22 protein-coding genes are annotated in these 22,514 nt (G+C 69.7%); 10 read left to right on the top strand and 12 right to left on the bottom strand.

The genetic code is table 11. The features are described from left to right. Positions 1-12: 12 nt before the first annotated feature. A complete protein-coding gene (locus C0010_RS08975) occupies positions 13-483 on the bottom strand; it encodes an aminoacyl-tRNA deacylase (protein ID WP_105566734.1) in 471 nt (156 codons plus the stop codon). A 75-nt stretch (positions 484-558) separates the two neighbouring features. Next, positions 559-1,068 carry a DNA helicase gene (locus C0010_RS08970; protein WP_105566733.1) on the bottom strand — a complete coding sequence of 170 codons (510 nt, stop codon included), beginning with the start codon at positions 1,066-1,068 and terminating at the stop codon, positions 559-561. A gap of 168 nt (positions 1,069-1,236) precedes the next feature. On the opposite strand from C0010_RS08970, the gene C0010_RS08965 reads away from it, so the two are divergent. Then, entirely contained in the window at positions 1,237-1,791 is a 555-nt protein-coding gene (locus C0010_RS08965; protein WP_105566732.1) for a peptidylprolyl isomerase, read from the top strand. A gap of 21 nt (positions 1,792-1,812) precedes the next feature. Then, a complete protein-coding gene (locus tag C0010_RS08960; protein WP_105566731.1) occupies positions 1,813-2,736 on the top strand; it encodes a rhomboid family intramembrane serine protease in 924 nt (307 codons plus the stop codon). 411 nt (positions 2,737-3,147) lie between these two features. On the opposite strand, the gene C0010_RS08955 is transcribed toward C0010_RS08960, so the two are convergent. After that, the gene (locus C0010_RS08955) at positions 3,148-3,372 is read right to left on the bottom strand and encodes a cell division protein CrgA (protein WP_105566730.1); all 225 of its coding nucleotides are present in this window, start codon (positions 3,370-3,372) and stop codon (positions 3,148-3,150) included. A gap of 44 nt (positions 3,373-3,416) precedes the next feature. After that, the gene (gene cds1 / locus C0010_RS08950; RefSeq protein WP_105566729.1) at positions 3,417-4,481 is read right to left on the bottom strand and encodes an L-cysteine desulfhydrase Cds1; all 1,065 of its coding nucleotides are present in this window, start codon (positions 4,479-4,481) and stop codon (positions 3,417-3,419) included. 140 nt (positions 4,482-4,621) lie between these two features. Between cds1 and mgtE the strand changes: the two genes are divergently transcribed. Next, on the top strand, positions 4,622-5,968 hold the full coding sequence (gene mgtE, locus C0010_RS08945; protein ID WP_105566728.1) for a magnesium transporter: 1,347 nt from the start codon (positions 4,622-4,624) through the stop codon (positions 5,966-5,968). Between the two features lie 27 nt (positions 5,969-5,995). Here mgtE and C0010_RS08940 read toward each other — a convergent pair whose 3' ends face one another. Beyond that, on the bottom strand, positions 5,996-6,772 hold the full coding sequence (locus C0010_RS08940) for a TSUP family transporter (protein WP_105566727.1): 777 nt from the start codon (positions 6,770-6,772) through the stop codon (positions 5,996-5,998). A 158-nt stretch (positions 6,773-6,930) separates the two neighbouring features. Here C0010_RS08940 and C0010_RS08935 point away from each other — a divergent pair, with 158 nt between their 5' ends. The 3 genes from C0010_RS08935 to C0010_RS08925 all read left to right on the top strand — a co-directional run bounded on the left by C0010_RS08935 (position 6,931) and on the right by C0010_RS08925 (position 11,381). Then, on the top strand, positions 6,931-7,944 hold the full coding sequence (locus tag C0010_RS08935) for an NAD(P)H-dependent flavin oxidoreductase (protein WP_105566726.1): 1,014 nt from the start codon (positions 6,931-6,933) through the stop codon (positions 7,942-7,944). Positions 7,945-8,283: 339 nt separating this feature from the next. Continuing rightward, positions 8,284-10,809 (top strand): Ig-like domain-containing protein, encoded by a 2,526-nt coding sequence (locus C0010_RS08930; RefSeq protein WP_105566725.1) that lies wholly within the window; start codon positions 8,284-8,286, stop codon positions 10,807-10,809. 158 nt (positions 10,810-10,967) lie between these two features. Continuing rightward, positions 10,968-11,381 (top strand): hypothetical protein, encoded by a 414-nt coding sequence (locus C0010_RS08925; RefSeq protein ID WP_105566724.1) that lies wholly within the window; start codon positions 10,968-10,970, stop codon positions 11,379-11,381. Between the two features lie 183 nt (positions 11,382-11,564). Here the strand turns inward: C0010_RS08925 and C0010_RS08920 are convergent, their stop codons facing one another. The 3 genes from C0010_RS08920 to C0010_RS08910 all read right to left on the bottom strand — a co-directional run bounded on the left by C0010_RS08920 (position 11,565) and on the right by C0010_RS08910 (position 14,025). Then, positions 11,565-11,903 carry a DUF4333 domain-containing protein gene (locus C0010_RS08920; RefSeq protein ID WP_105566723.1) on the bottom strand — a complete coding sequence of 113 codons (339 nt, stop codon included), beginning with the start codon at positions 11,901-11,903 and terminating at the stop codon, positions 11,565-11,567. 149 nt (positions 11,904-12,052) lie between these two features. After that, entirely contained in the window at positions 12,053-13,678 is a 1,626-nt protein-coding gene (locus C0010_RS08915; protein ID WP_105566722.1) for a solute symporter family protein, read from the bottom strand. Then, on the bottom strand, positions 13,675-14,025 hold the full coding sequence (locus C0010_RS08910) for a DUF485 domain-containing protein (RefSeq protein WP_105566721.1): 351 nt from the start codon (positions 14,023-14,025) through the stop codon (positions 13,675-13,677). Before C0010_RS08910 ends, C0010_RS08915 begins: the two co-directional genes overlap by 4 nt. Before the next feature lie 165 nt (positions 14,026-14,190). Between C0010_RS08910 and C0010_RS08905 the strand changes: the two genes are divergently transcribed. Beyond that, complete coding sequence (locus C0010_RS08905) at positions 14,191-15,051, top strand: helix-turn-helix transcriptional regulator (RefSeq protein WP_232531875.1); 861 nt, start codon at positions 14,191-14,193, stop codon at positions 15,049-15,051. A gap of 35 nt (positions 15,052-15,086) precedes the next feature. Here the strand turns inward: C0010_RS08905 and C0010_RS08900 are convergent, their stop codons facing one another. Both C0010_RS08900 and C0010_RS08895 read right to left on the bottom strand, forming a co-directional pair. After that, positions 15,087-16,064, bottom strand: coding sequence for a helix-turn-helix transcriptional regulator (locus C0010_RS08900; RefSeq protein WP_158685402.1), 978 nt, complete (start codon positions 16,062-16,064; stop codon positions 15,087-15,089). Between the two features lie 162 nt (positions 16,065-16,226). Next, entirely contained in the window at positions 16,227-16,700 is a 474-nt protein-coding gene (locus C0010_RS08895; protein WP_105566718.1) for a DUF4282 domain-containing protein, read from the bottom strand. Positions 16,701-16,986: 286 nt separating this feature from the next. Between C0010_RS08895 and C0010_RS08890 the strand changes: the two genes are divergently transcribed. From C0010_RS08890 to C0010_RS08880, 3 genes are read left to right on the top strand one after another with little or no spacing between them, the layout of a single operon-like run. Next, entirely contained in the window at positions 16,987-17,826 is an 840-nt protein-coding gene (locus tag C0010_RS08890) for a transporter substrate-binding domain-containing protein (RefSeq protein ID WP_198410826.1), read from the top strand. Between the two features lie 48 nt (positions 17,827-17,874). Further along, positions 17,875-18,546, top strand: a complete 672-nt coding sequence (locus tag C0010_RS08885; protein ID WP_105566716.1) for an amino acid ABC transporter permease — start codon at positions 17,875-17,877, stop codon at positions 18,544-18,546. Beyond that, positions 18,543-19,268, top strand: a complete 726-nt coding sequence (locus tag C0010_RS08880; RefSeq protein WP_105566715.1) for an amino acid ABC transporter ATP-binding protein — start codon at positions 18,543-18,545, stop codon at positions 19,266-19,268. The genes C0010_RS08885 and C0010_RS08880 overlap by 4 nt, the downstream gene beginning before the upstream one ends. 138 nt (positions 19,269-19,406) lie before the next feature. Here the strand turns inward: C0010_RS08880 and C0010_RS08875 are convergent, their stop codons facing one another. Further along, positions 19,407-21,047, bottom strand: coding sequence for an MFS transporter (locus C0010_RS08875; RefSeq protein ID WP_232531873.1), 1,641 nt, complete (start codon positions 21,045-21,047; stop codon positions 19,407-19,409). A 97-nt stretch (positions 21,048-21,144) separates the two neighbouring features. Beyond that, a complete protein-coding gene (gene glsA, locus C0010_RS08870) occupies positions 21,145-22,374 on the bottom strand; it encodes a glutaminase A (protein WP_105566820.1) in 1,230 nt (409 codons plus the stop codon). Positions 22,375-22,514 lie beyond the last annotated feature (140 nt).

Genomic DNA, 22,514 nt, shown 5'->3' with positions numbered 1-22,514 from the left:
CCGTGCGCCCGCCTACAGCGGATCGGTGATGTCGGCGACCGTCGCGCCGAGTGCGGCGATCAGAGCGTCGCCGTCGACGTAGAGCGCCTTGCCGTGTGCTCCGGCTCCCATCGACACCTCGCGGCCCTGCATGCGCTCATCGGCATATACGGGCCAGGCGGTCGTCGAGCCGAGGGGGACGATCGTGCCCCGCTCATACCCCGTCGCGGCCAGCGCGAGCTCGGCCTCGGGCAGGCGGAGCTTGTTCACCCCGATGAGGCCGCGCAGCTTGCCCCACGAGATCGAGCGGTCACCGGGCACGAGTGCGAAGTAGTAGCGGTCGCCGCGGCCCTTCACGACGAGCGACTTCACGATATCGGCCGGCGTGATGCCGCGCAGCCTGGCGGCCTCCTCGAGCGAGCCCGCGCGCGGCGAGTCCTCGATCCGGATGCTCAGCCCGAGCGCTTCGGCGGCATCGCGGACGCGGTGCGAGTGGTCGGTCATCAGTGCTCCGTTCTGCGGCGGCCGGGCGCGACGAACCCCGGCGGGGCGAACAAGCCCGCCGGGGTTCGTACGAGATCAGGCGTCGGGAGCCGACAGCGGGTCGTCGGCGACCCAGAGCTCGTCGTCGGCGCGAAGGGTCTGCCACGCGACGAAGGCGATGCCGACGGCGGCGCCGATGCCGAGGATGACGGCGAGCACGGGGCCCGCCTTGCGCTTCTTCTTCGGCGGCTCGACGACCTGGCGGCCTGCGGCCTGCCGGGCGGCGTCCCACGCGCCGGCGGCGCGGCCGACGATCGAGCCGACGGCCGGAACCACGCGGTTCTCGACGGCGCGCTTCGACGCCGCGTAGCCGCGGTCGGCGTAGGGGCGGGCGCGCTCGACGTACGGCGAGAGGTACGCGTCGTACTTCTCATGGGCGGCGGGAACCAGCTGCTCGCGCCCGAAGCGCTTCGCCTGCGTGCCCGCGACGCGCGCCAGGGCAGCGGCCTCGCCAGCAACGACCTGCTGCTTGTCCCACAGCTCCGCTGCCGACTTCTGGAGCTTGCGGAGCTCCTTCTTCTGCTTCTTGCTCGGGCTGAGGCTCACAGTGCCCTCCCTGATCGCTGACGGTACCGGTCGAGTCTCATCCTGCCACGTGTTCCGTTATCGGGACGAGACCGTGACGCATATTCTCGGCGATCCATAGAGAACGTCCCGGTTGCGCCCGACGCTTCTCCGAGCCGCCCGAGAGCTGAGACCTGGAAGAATGTGCCCATGGCTCTCCACACCGCAGTTGCAACTCTTCACACCAACCACGGCGACATCGTCGTCAACCTCTTCGGCGGCCACGCCCCCAAGACCGTCCAGAACTTCGTCGGCCTCGCCGACGGTTCGCAGGAATGGACCGACCCGCGCACGGGCGAGAAGGGCGAGGGCCCCCTGTACCAGGACGTCATCTTCCACCGCATCATCCCCGGTTTCATGATCCAGGGCGGCGACCCGCTCGGCCAGGGCATCGGCGGCCCCGGCTACAACTTCGACGACGAGATCCACCCGGAGCTCGGCTTCACCGAGCCCTACGTCCTCGCGATGGCGAACGCCGGCAAGCGCCCGGATGCCTTCGGCAAGCTGAGCGGCACGAACGGCTCGCAGTTCTTCATCACGACCGACCCGACGCCGTGGCTGATGGGCAAGCACACCGTGTTCGGCGCCGTCGCCGACGACGACTCGAAGCGCGTCGTCGACGCGATCGCCGGCGTCGCCACCGGCGCGCAGGACCGTCCGGTCGAGGACGTCGTCATCAGCTCGATCGACGTCGTCGCGGCGTAACGACACCACTGCTGCTCTCACGTGACATCCGGAGACTTCGCGTCGAACCGCGACAACTTCTGCTATCGGCACCCGAAGCGCCAGAGCTTCGTGCTGTGCCAGAGGTGCGCGCGCACGATCTGCGGTGAGTGCCAGACCGTCGCGTCGGTCGGGTTCATCTGCCCGGAGTGCATCAAGGAGCAGCGCAAGAACCGCACCCCCGCCGTCAAGCGCGCGCAGCGCCGCTGGCGGCGGGGCGGCGGTGCCTCGGGCGGCGTCGCCGCCGCCACGGGCTCGACGCCCGGCATGATGTGGATCTTCATCCTCACGGCCGTCGTGTTCCTGCTCGACTGGGCGGGCGGGGCGCTCGGCTTCTCGCTGAACCGATACCTGATGTTCTTCGCGCCAGACATCTACCCGGCGATGCCGTTCAGCGCGGCGCCCGAGCTCGGGCCCTTCCAGCCATGGCGCATCCTCACGGTCGCACTCACGCACTCCGGCTTCTTCCACGTGCTGCTGAACATGCTCGCGCTGTGGATGATCGGGCGACAGCTCGAACCGCTCCTGGGGACGGGCCGGTTCGTCGCGAGCTACCTCCTCAGCGTCGCCGGCGGCTCCCTCGCCGTCACGCTGCTGGCGTTCCAGACCCCCGTCGTCGGCGCATCCGGTGCGATCTTCGGCATGTTCGGCTGCCTGCTCGTGATCGGGCGGCACCTCGGTGCCAACATGATCGGGCTGATGATCGTGCTCGGCATCAACCTCGTGCTGGGCTTCCTGCCCGGTATGAACGTGTCGTGGCAGTCGCACGTCGGCGGGCTCATCGTCGGCGCGCTGTGCGGCTTCGTCTTCACCCGCACGCGCCGCCGCGAGCAGCGCACGAAGCAGAAGCTCCTGCTGGGCGCCGTCGGCCTCGCCCTGCTCGTCGGCTTCTGCCTCCCGCCCCTCTGGGGCTACATCCTCATCTGACGCGCGCCCGCACCCCGGCGGCCCGGCATCTCCCCGCGAGGAGCCGGGCCGCCGTCGTTCCCCTATGCCGCGACCGGGGCCAGCGACGCTTCTCCACAGGGCTGTGGAGAGCGTCTCGCCCGCCCTGGCGCCGATGTCGGCACCGCGCGGGGCGCGAAGCGGCCGCGCTCTCCACCATCCGTGCACAGGATCACGCGGTTCTCCACGGGTCCGTGCACCGCTCGTCCACCGATATCCAGGGGTTTTCCCCGGAGTTATCCACAGGTCTGTCCCCATGTGGGGAGAATCACACGGCTGTTATTCACCGCTGGGGAAACCCCTGTGGATGAATCACACCGGTGTAGTTCGCGCCGCGGAGGGTACGGAAAAGCCCCGCTCGACCGAGCGGGGCTCATCCGGATCACGCGGGCGTCAGCGCCAGCGGGTGGTCATCAGGAAGCCGATGAACGCGATGCCGAAGCCGATCAGCAGGTTCCACGCGCCGATGTCGGGGATCGGGTACTGGTTGCCCGAGAGGTAGAAGACGATGATCCACACCAGGCCCAGGAGCATGAAGCCGACCATGATCGGCTTGAACCATACGGGGTTGGGGCCGCCGGCGGGGCGCTCTGAGGTCTCGTCGGTGTCGCGTGCCATGCGCCCAGTTTAGGGCACGCCGCCCGCGGCGCACGCCCGCCCGGTCACCAGGTTCCGGCGTCGAGGAACCGCTCCAGCCGAGCGCGGTGCGGGGCGAGGTTGAACCCCTGGGCGGCGACCCACCCGTCGTCGTAGTAGGTGTCGGCGTAGCGCTCACCGCTGTCGCAGATCAGCGTGACGACGCTGCCCCGCTCGCCGCGCTCCCGCATGCCGGCGATGAGCTCGAAGGCGCCCACGAGGTTCGTCCCCGTCGAGCCGCCGGCCCAGTGCCTGGTGCGCTCGCGCAGCATCCGGATGGCCGCGATCGACGCGGCATCGGGCACCCGGATCATGTGGTCGATGACGCTGGGGATGAACGACGGCTCCATCCGGGGCCGCCCGATGCCCTCGATCCGGCTCGGCATGCCCGTGGCGTAGTCGGCGGCGCCCGTCTCCCAGCCGCCGTAGAACGCCGAGTTCTCCGGGTCGACGACCGCGATGCGCGTCGCGTGGCGGCGATAGCGCACGTAGCGGCCGAAGGTCGCCGACGTGCCGCCGGTGCCGGCGCCGACGACGACCCAGGCGGGCACCGGATGCCGCTCCAGCGAGAGCTGGGCGAAAACGCTCTCGGCGATGTTGTTGTGGCCGCGCCAGTCGGTCGCCCGCTCGGCGTACGTGAACTGGTCGAGGTAGTGCCCGCCGCACTCCCGGGCCAGGCGCTCGGCCTCCGGGTACATGTCGGCGGGCCGGTCGACGTACTGGCAGCGCCCGCCGTAGAACTCGATCAGCTGGATCTTCTCGGGGCTCGTCGAGCGGGGCACGACCGTGACGAACTCGAGCCCGAGCATCCGGGCGAAGTACGCCTCGCTGACGGCGGTCGACCCGCTCGAGGCCTCCGTCAGCGTCGTGCCCTCGCCGATGCGTCCGTTCACGAGGCCGTACATGATGAGCGAGCGGGCGAGGCGGTGCTTCAGCGACCCCGTCGGGTGCACCGACTCGTCCTTGAGGTAGAGGTCGATGCCCCACTCGGCCGGCAGGGGGAAGGTGTGCAGGTGCGTGTCGGCGCTGCGGTTGGCATCGGCCTCCAGCAGCCGCACGGCCTCGTCCGCCCAGGCGCTTCGCGTTCCCATGCGTCGAGCGTATCCGTTCGCATGTCTTCAGCAGGGGCGGTCTAGGCTCGTCACGGGTCGGGGAGCCACGCCGTGTTCACCGACCCGTCACCACGGCGGGCGACAATCACTCGCCGGCACATCAGGCGAGGGGGTGCGCGATGGACGAGGAGTTCGACGAACTCATCGAGCGGATGAACGAGGCGCTCCGAGAACGCTCGCTCACGATGATCCGCGACACCCTCACCGAGCAGGACCCGCACGACGTGGCGCGCCTGCTCGAGCGCGAGGACCCCGACGACCGCGCCATCATCTACCGGATGCTGTCGCGCTCGCGCGCGCTCGAGGTGTTCGAGCTGCTCGAGCCCGAGATGCGCGGCGAGCTGATCCAGGGCCTGCAGACGAGCGACGTGGCCCGCGTGTTCGAGGAGATCGACCCGGATGACCGCGCGCAGCTGCTCGACGAGCTGCCCGCGACGGTCGCGACCTCGCTCATGAAGGGGCTGTCGCCGGCCGAGCGCGCCCTGACGGCGCCCATGCTCGGGTTCGACGCCGACAGCATCGGCCGCTACATGAGCACGGAGTACGTGCGGCTGAACGACACCATGACGCTCGGCGACGCGCTCACGCACGTGCGGCACCGCGGGGCCGGCGCGGAGACGATCTATCAGCTGCCCGTCACGAGCCCCCACCGCACGCTGCTGGGCGTGATCAGCCTCCGCCGCCTCGTCATGGGCGACCCGCACGCCCTGGTCAAGGACCACATGCGCGACCCCGTGTACGTGCACGCGACGGACGACGCCGAGGTCGCGGCCCGCGAGCTCATCGACGCGCAGCTGCTGGCGGCGCCCGTGCTCGACGGGGAGGACCGCCTGCTCGGCCTCCTCACGAGCGACGACGCGCACGCCATCATCGAGCGCAGCGAAGACAGGCGCAACGCCCGCCAGGGCGGCGCCGAGCCGCTGCGCCGGCCGTACCTCGCGTCGCCGGTATGGGGCCTCGTGCGCTCGCGCGTCGTCTGGCTGCTCGTCCTGGCCGTATCCGCCGTGCTCACGGTGCAGGTGCTCAACTTCTTCCAGGCGACGCTCGATCAGGTCGTCACGCTCGCCCTGTTCGTGCCGCTCCTGACCGGCACCGCCGGGAACACGGGCTCGCAGGCGGCGGTCACCGTCACGCGCGCCCTCGCCCTCGGCGAGGTGAGACCGAGGGACATCCTGCTCGTGATGTGGCGCGAGGTGCGCGTGGGGGCCATGCTCGGCGGCCTGCTCGGCACCCTCGGCCTCATCGCATCCGGGCTCGTCTTCGGCTGGCAGTTCGGCGAGGTGATCGGCTTCACGCTGCTGTGCGTGTGCACGCTCGCTGCGACGGTCGGCGGTGCGATGCCGCTGATCGCGCGCGCCGTGAAGGCCGACCCCGCCGTCTTCTCGACGCCGTTCATCGCGACGTTCTGCGACGCCACGAGCCTCATCATCTACTTCCTGATGGCGACCTGGCTGCTCGGCCTCTGATTCCGGATGCCGCGGCATCCGGAGCGCTCATGCCCCGGTGATGAGGTCCCAGCTGATCTTCGCGATCAGCGCGGCGATCACGACGATGAAGACGACGCGCACGAAGCGGGACCCCTTCGACACCGCCATGCGCGCGCCGATGTAGCTGCCGATGAGGTTCGCGACGCCCATCGCGAGGCCGAGGCCCCAGATCACATAGCCGGCGGGGATGAAGAACATCAGCGCGCCCGCGTTGGTGCAGAGGTTCGCGATCTTCGCGAACGCGGATGCCGGCATGAAGCCGTAGCCGAGCACGCTGACGAACAGGATCACGAAGAACGAGCCGGTGCCGGGGCCGAGCGCGCCGTCGTAGAGGCCGACGGAGAGCCCGATCGCCGTCGCGGCGGCGACGTGCCGCCAACCGTGCCAGCGCTGCACCGTGTGCACGCCCATCTTCGGCTTCAGCACCGTGAACGCACCGACGCCGATCAGCACGACGAGGATGATCGGGTCGAATGCCTCTGCGGGGATGTACGAGGCGACGAGGGCCCCGCCGAGGGCTCCGATGAGGGCGGCGACCGCCGTCGGCACGGCCGTGGCCGCGTCGGGCTTCACCCGCCTCACGTAGGTGGTGGTCGACACCGCGGTGCCCATGATGCTGGCGACCTTGTTGGTCGCGAGCGCCTGCATCGGCGTCACGCCCGGCGCGAGCATCAGCACGGGGAGCTGGATCAGCCCGCCGCCTCCGACGACCGCGTCCACCCACCCCGCACCCAGCGCCGCGACGAGGAGGAGCACCAGGGTCAGGATGTCGAGATCGAGCACCAGTGGAGTCTAGGACGAGGCGCCGGAGCCGGCGCCTCGTCCGGCGGTCGGCGCGGCGAGTCCTCCAGCGCCGGAATCGCAGCCGCGACCCGTACCGGCGTCCGCCCCGCGCGGGTAGTCTCGATAAGACACCCCGGCCGATCGAAGAGGAGCCGACGATGCCGATCCTTGACTCCGAGCACCCCGTCGTCGCGGCGCCCATGGCGGGCGGCCCGTCGACCATCGCACTCGCCCGCGCGGCCGTCTCCGCCGGCGCGTTCCCATTCCTCGCCGGCGGTTACCAGAGCCCGGATGCCCTGGCCGCGCAGGTCGCCGAGGCGCGCGGCATCGGCGGCGCCTTCGGGGTCAACCTCTTCGCGGCCGAGCCGACCGACGTCGACGAGACCGCGTTCGAGGCTTTCGTCGACGAGATCTCGGGCGAAGCCAGGGAGTACGAGATCGTGCTCAGCCCCGAACCGATCGGCGATGACGATCACCTCGACGAGAAGGTGGCGCTGCTCACCGACGACCCCGTGCCCGTCGTGTCGTTCACCTTCGGGCTCCCCGGTGCCTCCGCCATCCGGGCCCTGCAGGCGGCCGGGTCCGTCGTACTGGCGACCGTGACGACGACCGAGGAGGCCCGCCGTGCCGTCGACTCCGGCGTGAACGGCCTCGTCGTGCAGGGCCCGGCCGCCGGCGGGCACAGCGCGACGTTCGACCCCGCGCGCGACCCCCGCCCCATCGAGACAGCGGAGCTCGTGCGCCGGGTGCGCCACGAGCTGGATGCGCCCGTGATCGCGGCGGGCGGCGTCGACGGCCCGCGCGCGGTGTCGGAGCTGATCGCTGCCGGCGCCGAGTCGGTGCAGGTCGGCACGGCGCTGCTGCGCACCGACGAGGCCGGGACCTCGGCCGCCCACCGCGCGGCGCTCGCCGACCCCGCCTTCACGGAGACCACCGTGACGCGCGTCTTCACGGGCCGCCCGGCGCGCGCCCTGCGGAACGGGTTCATCGACCGGCACCAGCACGCGCAGATCGACGCGTACCCTGCCGTGCATCACCTCACCCGCGCGCTGCGCAGGGCGGCGGCGGAGGCCGGGGACACCGATCGCCTGCACCTCTGGGCGGGCACGGGGTGGCGCGCGGCGCGCACCGGGCCAGCGGCCGACGTGCTCCGCTGGCTCGCCGACGCGTAGCTCCACGTCACATTTCGCACGACTTTCCCGCGCTCGGGTGGGCAGATCTGCCCATCGCACGTGGGACCAACCGGGATTCCCCGGCGGAATTACGCGGTTGTCATTCCCCTTCATCGACCGAGATCACGGCCAACGATCGGCTGAACCACCGCCCGACCAGGCGATTCATGGCTACCCGGGCAGACATGGGGAGCATTTTCAGATGCATTCACATGCATTCTTCTCGGGCTCCCCGCGTACCTGCCCATGCGATGTGGGCAGTTGGGCGATTCACAACGAATTGATATCGTGCTCGGGATTGTCCTTGTTCATGCACACCGACACACAGGAATCAGATACGTGAAATCTCACAACCGTACGTGGCTCAAGGCCGCGGCGGCGACGGTCGGCGCTGGCGCGCTGGCATTCGGTGGCGCGGTCCTTCCGGCCGCAGCCGACGAGTCGCCGGAAAAGAAGACAGCCAACATCGTCGATCTCGAGGGCGAGAAGTACGAGCTCGCCGCCGAGCGCCTCGGTATGACCGTCAACGAGGTCAAGGAGTCCGACGAGCTCGTCGTCTCCGACGGCGGCTTCGTGTTCCTCAAGGACCTCGCGAAGGACCACGAGAACCACGACGACCACGACCACAGCGAAGAGCTCGCGGAGGGGACCAACCTCCCGAAGGCTCCCGAGGGCGGCGCGCCGATCCCCGGCAACCCGACCGAGGGCTCGCGCCCGGGTGCCCCGGTCACGGTGTACCTCGACTTCGACGGCGAGACCCTCGAAGGCACGAACTGGAACGACCACTCCGGCAGCGAGACGCTCGACTTCGCCCCGCTGAAGGCGGACGACGCTGCGTTCCAGGAGCAGGTGTGGAAGGGCGTCGCGGAGGACTACGCGCCCTTCAACGTCAACGTGACGACGACGCGGCCGAGCGACGACGCACTGTACAAGACGAGTGAGGACGACAACGAGTACGCCTCGCACGTCATCATCACCAGCTCGTACTCCGAGACCCTCCCCGACGCCGCCAACACCTCGGGCCTCGCTTGGGTCGGCGGCACCGGCTCCGACTACCTGACCGGCGCACTCGTCTTCCCGACCGGCGCTTCGGAGACGGGCGACCCGGCCGACGCCGCGGCGAAGGATGTCGCGTTCACGGCCACGCACGAGTCCGGCCACAACTTCGGCCTCTCGCACCACGGCTTCGACGCCGAGGAGTACTACGTTCCCGAGGGCGGCCTCTGGGGCCCGATCATGGGCGCTCCCTACAACAACCCGATCTCGCAGTGGTCGGACGGCAGCTACGCCGGCGCGAGCAACCCCGAGCAGGACGACCTCGCCGTCATCAGCGACCGTTCGGCGGCCGAGTACCTCCTCCTCAGCGTCACGACGCAGGACGGCGAGCCCTACGACGGCAACGTCTGCTACGAGGGCGACGCCGACCCGAGCAACCCCAAGCCGGGTGACGTGTTCTACGAGGTCGACGCGGACGGCAACTGCACCGACCGTGAGCTCGTGCTGACGTTCACCTTCACGGACCGCGCTGACCGCGCCGCCGACCAGGTGGGCAACACGGCCGCCGACGCCGCGGAGCTCGACAACTCGGCCACGGCGTTCAGCCAGCCGGGCGTCATCGAGACGGGCGACGACGTCGACGTCTACAGCTTCACGACGATCGGTGGCCCGGTCACGCTGAACGCCGACGCCGCGGACGAGCAGGCGAACCTCGACGTCGAGCTGACGCTGACCGACGCCGACGGCAACGAGGTCGCCGCGAGCAACCCCGACGCCGCGGTGGAGTCGACCGAGGTCGCATCGGGCCTCGACGCCTCGATCACCGAGCCGGCCCTTGCGCCCGGCACCTACTACGTCTCGGTCGAGGGCGCCGGCTTCGGCGACCCGAGCACCGCGACGGCAGCGGATGCGGGCGGCTACAGCGCCTACGGCAGCCTCGGCAACTACACCCTCTCGGGTGAGGCCGCTCCGTTCGTCTTCGAGGACCTGGTCATCACGTCCCCCGAGGACGGGGCTGAGGTCACCGGCGGCGAGAACTTCGACGTCACCGGCACCGGCGAGCCCGGCGCCGACATCGCCCTCTCGGTCGGCGGCGACGTCGTCGCAGAGACGACGGTCGACGCGGAGGGCAACTGGACGGCGCAGGTCCCGGCCAACCAGTACGGCGAGACCGAGGTCACGGCCGCTCAGACGCTCGACGGCATCAAGGCCGGCACCGCGACCGTCACGGTCGTCGCCCCGGTCGACGCCCCGGTGATCACGTCGCCGGAGAACGAGAGCACGACTGAGGACACCACGCCCACCATCTCGGGCACCGGCATCGCCGGCGCCGAGGTCGAGCTGTCGATCGTGCTGCCTGACGGCGACGCGATCTCGGCGACCGTCACGGTCGACGCTGACGGCAACTGGGAGTACACCCCGGAGAGCGCCTGGGAGGCCGGCACCTACGGCGTCGCCGCAGCCCAGACGATCAACGGCACGATGTCCGACGTCTCCAACGCCGTCCAGTTCGCGATCGAGGTCGAGGACTCGACCGACGACAGCGGCACGGACGGCACGGACGGCACCTCCGACGGTGACACCGACGGCTCGACGGACGACAGCGGCACCGACGGCTCGTCGGACGACAGCTCGACCGACGACGCCGGCACCGACGGCTCGACGGACGACAGCTCGACCGACGGCGGCACGACCGACGGCGACGACAGCGGTACGGACGAAGACACCACCACGGGCACCGAGCTCGCGGTCACGGGTGCCGAGATCGAGACCGCCCCGATCGTGATGCTGGCCCTCGGCCTGCTCGTGGTCGGCGCCGGCACGGCAGCCTTCGCCATCCGCCAGCGCAAGCTGTCGGCGAAGGAGTGATCCGATCGTCGGCCGTGTGAGCGGCTGACGATCAGTGGGGGCGGGAAGCGCGCAAGCGCTCCCCGCCCCCACTCGTGTATTCGCGGGCTTCCGCGAGTACTATGAAGAGCCCATCCGGCACCCCTCCGGGAGCGCCGGGCGACCGAAGGGACACCGACATGTCCGAGAAGGCCGAGAACACGAACCGCGGCATGATCGCGACGCTCGTCGTCGTCGCGATCGCGGCCGTCGCCGTCATCATCTTCGCCGTCACGCAGCTGGGCGGCGCGGGGAACGACGACGTCTCCGCCCCCGCGGGGACGGAGACGAGCGCGCCGGCCGATGACGACGGAGCGGAAGGCACCGACGAGGCCGGCGACGCGTCAGAGGAGACGGGCGACGATATGAAGACGATCAAGACGACCACGTATCTGCCCGAGTCGCTGGGCGGGCAGGAGGCGATCGACGCGCTCGGCGACGACCTCGCCGCCGTCGCGGAGCTCAACAACAAGACGCCGGAGGAGCTCGAGGAGTTCCTCCTCAAGAACCCCAGCGCGAAGATCTCGCCCAACGGCACGATCCTCATCCCGTAGGCCCCACCCCGCGGCGAGAAGATGCCGCCAACTGCTCCTCCCGAAGCCCAGGAAGAGCAGTTGGCGGCATTTTTACGTGGGGGCCCAGGCCCACGCGCGGGCGGCGGTGCAGAGCGCGCTACAACGCCCCGGTGGCGCCTCTCCCCCCAGACAGGCGCTCAACCGGGGCGTTGGTCTGTGGGGCTACTCCTCGCCTTCGCCGGCGGGCAGCTGGTCGACCAGCACGTCGAAGTTGACGTCGCTGCCGTCGGCCGACGTCACGGTGATCGTCGCGTCGACCGTCGTGCCGTCGACGGTGATCTCGCACGTCATCTCGGCGCCCTCCTCACCGGGGAGGTCCTCAGGGCAGCTGACACCATCCGGCGCGTTGCCCGTCTCGCCCTCGATCACCTGCGAGATCTGGGCCTCGACGTCGGCGGCGGGGACGGCGCTCGCGGCGCAGCCCGCGAACAGCGGCGCCGCGAACAGGGCGGCTGCCGCCGCGATCGTCGCCCGCTTGGTGCGGATGCTGGCGGTACTCATGTGCGGCCTCCCGGTCGTGCTGTGAATATGAGTCAAGCACAGCGCATACAAAGATTCCAGGGAGCGGTGCCTCCGCGGAATGCCGCGGCCCGCACACCGGATGGGATGTGCGGGCCGCGACGCCGGCGGGCCGCGACGCCGGCGGGTCGTCAGTGTTCGACGGCCTTCTCCGCCCCGTGACCGGTCAGCGAGCGCACGTCCATCTCGGCCGCCAGCCTCGGGTCCTCCTTCTTCGGGCCGATGAGCGAGCCGAGCCAGCCGAGCAGGAAGCCGGCGGGGATCGAGATGATGCCGGGGTTCGACAGCGGGAACACCGCGATGTCGATCGTCGGGAACACGCTCGTCTCGGTGCCGGAGAACACCGGCGACAGCACGATCAGGATGATCGCGATGCCGAGGCCGCCGTACATGCTCAGGACGGCACCCGTGGTCGTGAACCGGCGCCAGAACAGCGAGTACAGGATCGTCGGGAGGTTCGCCGACGCGGCGACCGCGAACGCGAGCGCCACGAGGAACGCCACGTTCTGGCCCTGCACGCCGATCCCGCCGATGATGGCGAGCGCGCCGACGACGAGGGTCGTGATGCGCGCGACCTTCACCTCGCCGTTGCCCGTGACCTTGCCCTTCTTGATCACGTTCGCGTAGATGTCGTGCGCGAACGACGCCGAGGCGGTGATCGTCAGGCCGGCCACGACCGCGAGGATGGTCGCAAAGGCGACAGCCGAGATGAAGCCCATCAGCAGCGGGCCGCCCAGCGCGTTGGCCAGAAGCGGTGCCGCCGAGTTCACGCCGCCCGGCGCCCCGAGGATCTGCTCGGGGCCGACGAGGGCGCCGGCGCCGTAGCCGAGCACGAGGCTGAGCAGGTAGAACAGCCCGATGAGCCAGATCGCCCACACGACCGAGCGGCGGGCCTCCTTCGCCGTCGGCACCGTGTAGAAGCGCATCAGCACGTGCGGCAGGCCCGCCGTGCCGAGCACCAGCGCGAGGGCCAGCGAGAGGAAGTCGAGCGGGTTCGAGTACTTCAGGCCCGGCCCGAGGATGTCGTCCCCGTGCTCGGAGGCCGCGACGGCCGACTCCAGCAGCTGGTTCAGGCTGAAGCCGTTCATCGCCAGCACCCAGATCGCCATGACGAGCGCGCCGCCGATGAGCAGGAACGCCTTCACGATCTGCACCCAGGTCGTGCCCTTCATGCCGCCGATCAGCACGTACAGCACCATCACGATGCCGACGACGGCGATCACGAGCGACTGGCCGAGCTTTCCGTCGATGCCCATCAGCAGCGACACGAGGCCGCCGGCGCCCGCCATCTGCGCGAGCAGGTAGAAGAAGCACACCGCCAGCGTCGTGATCGCGGCGGCCATCCGGACCGGCGTCTGCTTCAGGCGGAACGAGAGCACGTCGGCCATCGTGAACTTGCCGGTGTTGCGCATCAGTTCGGCGACGAGCAGCAGCGCGACGAGCCAGGCGACCAGGAACCCGATCGAGTACAGGAACCCGTCGTAGCCGTTGACCGCGATCGCGCCGACGATTCCGAGGAACGACGCCGCCGAGAGGTAGTCGCCCGAGATGGCGAACCCGTTCTGCGGGCCGGAGAACGACCGACCGCCCGCGTAGTAGTCGGCGGCCGAGGAGTTGTTCCGGCTGGCCCGGATGACGATGAACATCGTCACCGCGACGAACAGCGCGAAGATCGACATGTTCAGGATCGGATTGGTCTCGATCTCCGCGACCGCCGCGCGGACGACCGATCCGGCCGAGGCGAACCATTCGCTCATGCGCCTGCCTCCTTCTTCTCGAGCTCGGCGCGGATGTCCGCGGCAACGGGGTCGAGCTTGCGGTTCGCGAACGAGACGTACGCCATCGTGATCACGAACGTCGTCACGAACTGGGCGAGGCCGAACAGCAGGCCGACCGTGATGTCGCCCCAGACCTTCTGCGCCATGAACTCGGGCGCCCAGCCGGCCAGCAGCACGTAGGCGAAGTACCAGACCAGGAACACGACCGCCATGGGGAAGACGAACGAGCGATGCCTGCGCTTCAGGCCGCGGAACTCCGCAGAGTTCTCCACTTCGATGTAGTCGACGGCACCCGTCTGGGTTCCGCCCGGAGCTTGCTCCGTCATGAGGCCTCCTCGCCGCATGTGATGGATCGGGCGCGTCGATCGACGCGCAACCGTCGGGCGCTCCTTCGCGCCCAGTGATACGTTTTGACGGTACGAACCGGACCGACCATGGTGATACCCCCTGAAGTCGGTACCACCCGGAACGAGCACGCAAGGGAGCGATCCGTGACGGAATCACGGCTGCTGACGGGCGCCGTCGCCGAGTTCGCGCGCCGCACCAGGTTCCCCGTCGTCTTCGGCGGCCTGATGGACCGCGAGGGCCTCACGCGGGTCACGGCGTTCCACGGCAACCGCACCGACGCGCTGCGCGGGCTCTCCGTGGCGCGCGACCGCGGTTTGGGCGGCAGGGCCGTCACCGAGCTGCGCCCGCGCATGGCGGGCGACTACGCGTCGGCGCGCCAGATCACGCACGACTACGACTCGTACATCCTGGGCGAGGGCATCGGCACCCTGATCGCCGTGCCCGTCGTCGTCGACCGCGTGCCCCGCGGCGTGCTGTACGGCGGCGTGCACGGCAACTGGAGCATCGGAGGGGTCTCGGCCGAACCCGCGGTGCGCGTGGCCGAGGAGTTCGCCAGGAAGCTCGCGGAGAACGACGAGCGCGGGCGCCGCGAGGCCGAGGCTGCCGCGCAGCCCAGCCTCTCGCCCGCGCAGCAGGAGGAGCTGCGCTCGACCTACACCGAGCTGCGCCTGATCGGGGCCGAGCTCGACGACGGGGCCCTCCGCGAGCGCCTGGCCGACATCGAACGCCGGCTGGCCGCGCTCTCGGCCGGCATGCCCGCGGCCTCGGCGGCGGGCGACGGCGACGCCGGCGGGGCCGATGCACCCGCCGTGCGCCTCTCCCCCCGCGAGACCGACGTACTCGCCTGCGCGGCACTCGGGTCGACGAACGCGGGCATCGCCGAGCAGCTCGGCCTGCGCGAGAGCACCGTCAAGGCGTACCTCGGCGCCGCGATGTCGAAGCTCGACGCCGCGACCCGCCACGCCGCCGTCGCCGCCGCCCGGCGCCGCGGCCTGCTGCCCTGAGGCCCCGCCAGCGCCGCTGCGCCTCGCGCGCCCGCTCAGATCCAGCCGCGCTTGGCGGCCAGGACCCCCGCCTGGAACCGGCTCGCCGCGCCGAGCTCGCCGACGAGGTCCGCGATCCGGCGCCTCACGGTCCGCTCCGAGAGGCCGAGGTGGCGCGCGACCGCTTCGTCCTTCAGGCCCGCGGCCAGCAGCCGGAGCATCTCGGCGTCCTCCCGCTCGACGGGCTCATCTGCGGCGGGGGCGGAGAAGAAGGGCGAGCTCAGGCGCCAGGTGAGTTCGAACAGGTCGATCAGGGCGTCGCAGAGGCGGGAGGGCCACACCAGCACCGCCGTCGTGCGCGTCGTCTCCTCGCGCGCCGTCATCGGCACGACGGCGACCCTGCGATCGATCAGCATCATCTTCAGCGGCACCTTGGCCGTGACGCGCGACTCCTCCCCGAGCGCGGTCAGGTGCCGGATGGCCTCGACACGGCCAGGGGCCTCGAACACGGACGACGAGTAGATGGCGCGCACCCTGACGCCGCGCGACAGCAGCGACTCCTCGATCTCGTTCTCCGAATGACGCGGGTCGCTCACGTACGGCGGCTCCTCGAACGCGAGGACCTCGTGCTCGGCGGCCCTCATCAGGGCATCGAGCCGCTCCGTGATGGTCGTCGGCCCGTCGAGCACTTCGACGAGCCGGCCCGGTTCCGTCTTGAGCAGCCGCTCGACGTACTCCGCGGCGAAGGTGCCGATCGCGGCCGACGTGCGCTCGAGCTCGCTCTGCCGTGCCCGGATGAGCGCCGGCAGCCCCGCACGCGGGTCGACGGGGGCGTAGCGCGCCGGCTTGCCCTCGTGCCTCACCGCGAGCCCCGCAGCGGTGAGCGCGTCGGCCGCCGAGCGGGCGGACGCGGGCGAGAGCTCCGCTTCATCCGCGAGCTCCGACGAGCTCAGGTCGGCGTGGCGCAGGAGCGCGCGATACGCGGCCTCCTCCGCCTCGGCGAGGCCGACGGCTTCGAGCATCCGGAACTCCACCCCACGACTCTGCTCCACTGGGCCGACCTGAACCGGCCATTGTCCGGATCCTGACCGGTACGGGGCCATCCTATTCGCGCGTCCGATCCGCGGGGCCGCGGTCGGCCGACAGGAGCCCGACGCCGCCGAAGCGGTGCCGGGCTCCGAGGACGCGCGGGCGCCTCAGCGCCGCTCGACGAGGATGCTCGTGTTCTGCGCCGTGCGGATGAGGGCGACGGCCGCCTCGAGCAGCACACGGTAGATCACCAGGGCGATGAACGGGCCGATCCACCCGAACAGGATCGCGAGCACCCCGACGATCGGGTCCACCGTGAAGCCCGCGGTGATCGCTGTCAGCCACCCCAGGATCGCGAGGACGATCAGGATGATGAAGATGACCTTCGCGAACTTCAGCGTCACGTAGTTGCGGAACGAGACGTCGAAGAGGGCCTTGAAGAAACCCGGGTCGCCGTTCGCGCCCTGCCCCTGCGGATAGCCGCCGTACGGCTGCTGGCCCGGCTGAGGCGCCGGAGGCTGCTGCCACGCGGCACCGGGCTGCGGCGGGTGCGCTCCCGGCTGGGGCGCAGGGCCACCGGGCTGCGGAGCCTGACCCCCTGGCTGCTGCGGCCGGTCGCCGTTCTGGTTGTCGTTGCTCATGGCTTCCTCTCTCTCGTTCGCGACGCCGCGGGCGGCATCGCCGTCACGGTACCAACACCGCGGCCGTGCGCGACAGACCCCGCGCACGGGGCTCACCCCTGGTGCGCGAGCCCCGGATGCCCGCTCCGCACGGGCCGCCGGCGCCCGGCGATTCCGGGGCGATTCAGCCGCAATCGCGTCGGATCGTCGGATTGTAAACATTTTGACACGCAGAGTGATCCGACATACGGTGCAGGGAACGAGCCGCGGCGTGCGCGGCATCCGGAAACGGAAGGAAAGGCCCTTCGTGACCATCAGCAAGCGCTTCACCACGACCGCGGCGATCGCGGGCTCCCTCGCTCTCGTCGGCGGGCTCGCCGGCTGCGGCAGTGATTCCGGGGGCGGCGAGGGCGGCGAAGAGGGCGGCATCGCCGACTCGTACACCGTCGTCACCGACACGGCATTCGTGCCGTTCGAGTTCCAGGAGGAAGAGGGCGGCGAGTACGTCGGCTTCGACATCGACATCATCTACGAGATCGCCGACCGCGTCGGCTTCGAGGTCGAGCACGAGAACACCAACTTCGACGGCATCATCCCCGGCCTGCAGACGGGCACCTTCGACATCGCGATCGCCGGCATGACGATCACGGAAGAGCGCGCCGAGGCCGTCGACTTCACCAGCCCGTACTACAAGTCGGGTCTGCGCGTCGGCGTGCCGATCGACAACGACACCATCCAGGGCGTCGACGACCTCGAAGGCCTCACGGTGGCCACCCGACTCGGTTCGACGAGCGCCGACTATATCCAGAACAACATCGAGGGCGCGACGGCGAACACGTACGAGCAGCTCGACCAGGCGTACCTCTCGGTCGAGGGCGGCGGCTCAGACGCCGTGCTCTACGACGCCCCGAACGTCGAGTACTACATCCTGACGGCCGGCCAGGACAGCATGAAGGCCGTCGGCGAGCTGATCGAGGCGCAGGACTACGGCATCGCCGTCGCCAAGGGCAACGACGAACTCGTCACCGCGATGAACGAGGCGCTCGCCGAGATGATCGACGACGGCACCTACGCCGAGATCTTCGCCGAGTGGTTCGGCGAGGAGCCCGAGTGGCTCGAGGACCTCGCCGCCGACCAGGTGGGCTGACCGGGTGCCCCATGACACCCCCTGCCGCCGGATGACGGAGCGGCCCGCATGAACATCATCACCGACTTCCGCTGGGGCAGCGTCATCGAGTTCCTGCCCCAGCTCGGCGTCGGCCTGCTGTACACGCTGCTGGTCTCGGTCGTCGGCCTGCTGATCGGCTTCGCGCTCGGCGCGCTCTTCGGTCTGTGGCGCCTGAGCCGCTTCCGCGTCCTCCGCGGCATCGCGGTCGTCTACATCGAGGTCATCCGGGGCACGCCCCTGCTCGTGCAGGCGATCTGGCTGTTCTTCGCCCTGCCGCTGCTCGTCGGCTTCACGCTGCCGTCGCTCGTCGCGGGCATCATCGTGATCGGCATCAACTCGGGCGCGTACATCGCCGAGATCGTGCGCGGCGCCGTGCAGTCGGTCGACAAGGGCCAGATGGAAGCGGGCCGCTCGCTCGGCATGAGCCACCACACGACGATGCTCCAGGTGATCTGGCCGCAGGCGTTCAAGCGGATGATCCCGCCGCTCGGCAACCAGTTCATCATCAGCCTCAAAGACACCTCGCTGCTGTCGGTCATCCTGGTGCCCGAGCTGCTGTACCAGGGCCGCGCGATCGTCTCGACCTACTACAACGCGGTCGAGATCTACACCACGGTCGCGGCGTTCTACCTCGCGATCACCCTCACACTGTCGCTCGTCCTGCGGCGAATCGAGAAGCGGATGGAGGCACGGTCATGATCATCTCCGTCTCCGGGCTGCGGAAGTCCTTCGGCGACAACGAAGTGCTCACGGGAATCGACCTCACGGTCGCCGAGGGCGAGGTCGTCTGCGTGATCGGCCCATCCGGGTCGGGCAAGAGCACGCTGCTGCGCTGCCTGAACCGCCTGGAGGACATCACGTCGGGCACCGTCGTGGTCGACGGCTACGACCTGACCGACAAGACCATCAAGATCGACGACGTCCGCGCCGAGATCGGCATGGTGTTCCAGCAGTTCAACCTGTTCCCGCACAAGACGGTGCTCGAGAACATCTGCCTCGCGCCGACCAAGGTGCGCGGGCTCTCGGCCGACGCCGCCCGCGATCGCGCCAGGGCCCTGCTGGAGAAGGTCGGGCTCTCGGGGAAGGAGAACGAGTACCCTCGGCGCCTCTCCGGCGGCCAGCAGCAGCGGGTGGCGATCGCCAGGGCTCTCGCCATGGAGCCCCGCATCATGCTGTTCGACGAGCCGACGAGCGCACTCGACCCCGAGCTGGTCGGCGAGGTTCTCGCCGTGATGAAGGACCTCGCGATCGAGGGCATGACGATGGTCGTCGTGACGCACGAGATGGGCTTCGCCCGCGAGGTCGCCGACCGCGTCATCTTCATGGACGGCGGCGCGGTCGTCGAGGAGGGCGCCCCCGAGCAGGTGTTCGGGGCACCGCGGCACAAGCGCACGAAGGGCTTCCTCGACAAGGTGCTGTAGCCCGGGCGCGCGTCGTCGCAATGGCTCTGGGCAGAAGCCCCGAGATGAGGCCGAACACGCCTAGCCTCGGTGATCGTGCCTGCGCTCGGCGCTCCTGTCGCACCCGATCCCCGTGCCGGACGACGATTCCTACGGGCGTCAGTCGGCCGAGCCCACCGCTTCGGCGGGGATCTCGTGCGGCCGATAGCCCGGCAGCCGCGACGCTGGCAGCGCGGCGAGCGCGCTGATGCCCGCGAGTATCAGGAAGCCGAGCTTCAGGGTGCGCAGCCGCTCCTGCTCGTTCAGTTCTACGGCCGCCTCGACCTGAGCCTCGTCGGCATCGGTGCCCTCGAGCAGTTGGCGCAGATCGTCGTTGCTGATGAAGTTGACGTTGTCGAGGTCGACCTGTTGCACCAGCTCGTCCGGGAGCTCCGGATGCTCCGCCGCGGCGTTCGTGATGCCGAAGCCGAGAGCCGTCACGAGGACGGCGCCCATGACGGCAGTCCCGACGGCCGATGCGAGGTTCTGGGTCGTGCCCCGGATCGACCCGACGTCGCCCGCGAGTTCCTTCGGCGCCGCGGTGACGAGCACGTTGAAGACGAGAGTGACGAGCGCCCCCTGGCCGATCCCGAAGACGATGAGCCCCAGGATGGTCGGCAGGGTCTCCCAGTTATTCGTGACGACGAGCGACAGCCAGAGCAGTGCGATCGTCGTCAGACCGAACGCCGTAAGGGCGATCACGCGAGGCGAGAACCGCGTGTAGAAGCGCACGATGAGCGTGGCCGTGACGAACACCGTGAGGTTGAACGGGAGCATCGCCAACGACGTATCGAACGGCGTGCGCCCCTGCACGACCTGGATGTAGGTCGGCACCGTGAAGTTCACGGCCGCCTCCATCGCCACGATGATGAACATCGCGTACACGGCAGCCCGCTCGGTCGGGTGCTTCAGCACGCTCAGGTCGACGAGCGGCACCTTGCCCTGCTTCGTGCGGCGCTTGGTCCAGATGAAGAAGGCCTGACCGAGCACCACGCCGAGGACGACGAACACGGGCGCCGGGGAGACTCCGGCGACTGCGAACGGTGCGGAAGGCTCGGCCCAGATGATGCCCCAGCCGTTGAGGTTGTTGAAACCGAGGGTGAGGAAGATGATCGCCGCGCCGATCAGCACCGAGGCGACGAGATCGATCCTGATCTCCGGGTTCCCCCTGTCCCGGCGGAGCCAGAAGCTGAACACGAAGACGAGCACGGCGAGGCCGAGCGTCACGAAGAAGATCGGCCGCCAACCGACGAAGGTGCCGAGCGCACCGCCGATGAGGAACGCGGTCATGCCCGAGAACGCGCGGGCGGACCCGAGGGATCCGACCGCGGTCGCCTGCTGCGCCCCCGAGTAGTTCTCGGCGATCAGGGCGACCAGAGCGGGAACGATGATCGCAGCAGCCGCGCCAGCGAGCACTTGGCCGAGAATCGCGAAGGTGACGGTCGGTCCGATGAGCATCAGAACGGATGAACCCGCGAATACGACCACCACGACCCGGAAGAGGATCACCCAGCCGATCCGCTGTCCGAGCTTTGCGCCCGTCATCACGAGGGCCGCAACGGCGAGGCCGTAGACGACGATCGTCGAACTCGCGACAGTCGGCGGCACGCCGAAGTCCTCGACCATGCCGCCCAGCGAGATCGGCAGCGCCGCGACGTTGAACGACATCAGCACCTGAGCGCAGAAGAAGCAGATCAGCGGCATCCACGACCGGCGGTCCGTCATATCTGCCTCAGGCGTCCGCTGCAGTGACTTCGACATCTCGACCCCCATCGGTGTACAGATATTCCGTCTGCACTCGGCAGAAACGTACCACCGGCGCGCGGCCCGCGACATCCCCGGCGCCGAGAGACCGAGATCAGTCTCCGGGTCGCAGGCACCGGATATCGAGGCGCGGGTCGTGTGCGCGGGCTTCGGAGACGAAGGCCGCGAGCAATCGCTCGGCCGCATAAGCCGTCCAGGTCACCCCGCGCAGATCGAGAAGGAGCGCAGTCGCGCCCGTCGCCTCGAGGCGCTCGACAGCCCGACTGATGAGCCGCTCGACGGCGACGAAGTCGAACTCGCCCCGGAGGCCGAGTGTCACGACGCCGCCGTCGAATGACTCGTCCATCGGCACGATCGGCACGGTGGGGTGGCCGAACGAGTGCAACCGGAACTCGTCGGACAGCTTCTGCAGAAGCGCGACGCCGCGGCTGCTGTTTCCCACCGAGTCGAGCGGCGGGCTGAACACCCCGACGCCGTACTCCCCGGGGCTGACCGCGACGATGCCGCCCCCGACGCCCGACTTGGCGGGCAGCCCGACGCGCATCAGCCATTCGCCCGAACGGTCGTACATGCCGCAGCTCGACATCAGCGAGAGCGTATGCCGGGCCACTCGGGCCTCGACGACCTCGACGCCTGTGAGCGGATTGACGCCGTTGTTCGCGATGGTCGCGGCCATCACGGCGAGGTCGCGGGCGTCGACCGCCAACGCGCACTGGCGGAAGTAGGGTTCAACGGCGTCGTCGACATCCGCGCGCAGTGCACCCGATGAACGGGCGAGCAGGGCGAGTGCCCGATTCCGATCGCCCGTCTCCGACTCCGATCGGTACACGACGTCATCCGGCTCGAGCGTCCGCCCGGCGAACGCCGACAGGCCCGCGCAGATGCGCTGGAACCGCTCGTCGCCGTCCGACGCCCCGATGAGCGAGGTCGTCACGATAGCCCCGGCATTGATCATCGGGTTGAACGGGCGTCCCTTTGCGTCGAAGCTGATCGCGTTGAACGCCTGTCCGCTCGGCTCCACGCCGACGTGCTCCAGAACCGCGTCGGTTCCATGCTCCGCGAGCGCGAGGGCGTACACGAAGGGCTTCGAGATCGACTGGATCGTGAATCGCGTCTTCAGGTCGCCCGCCCCGTATTGACGGCCCATGATGCTGGTCGCCGAGACCGCGAACCGGTCCGGATCGACAGCCGCCAGCTCGGGAATGTAGTCAGCGACGTCGCCGGAGTGCTCGCCCGCCGCCACTTCGGCGATCAACCGTTCGAGTGCGCGATCGACCGGGCTGATGCGCGTTGCGCGGGACTCGTCCGAGGTGTTCGCCGTCATCGCCTTCGTTCCTTCGCCGGTCAGTCGCCGACGAATCCGAAGCGTCAGCGGGTGCGGCAGCGCCGCATGTATCGCGAGCATACGCGGGGTGCTGCGGCTAGGCGTCTCCGGTGTCCGACCCGACCGCCCGAGGCGATCCC

The organism is Microbacterium halophytorum, from assembly GCF_002970975.1.
Classification (GTDB): Bacteria; Actinomycetota; Actinomycetes; order Actinomycetales; family Microbacteriaceae; genus Microbacterium; species Microbacterium halophytorum.
This window is presented reverse-complemented; position numbering and strand designations above follow the sequence as displayed.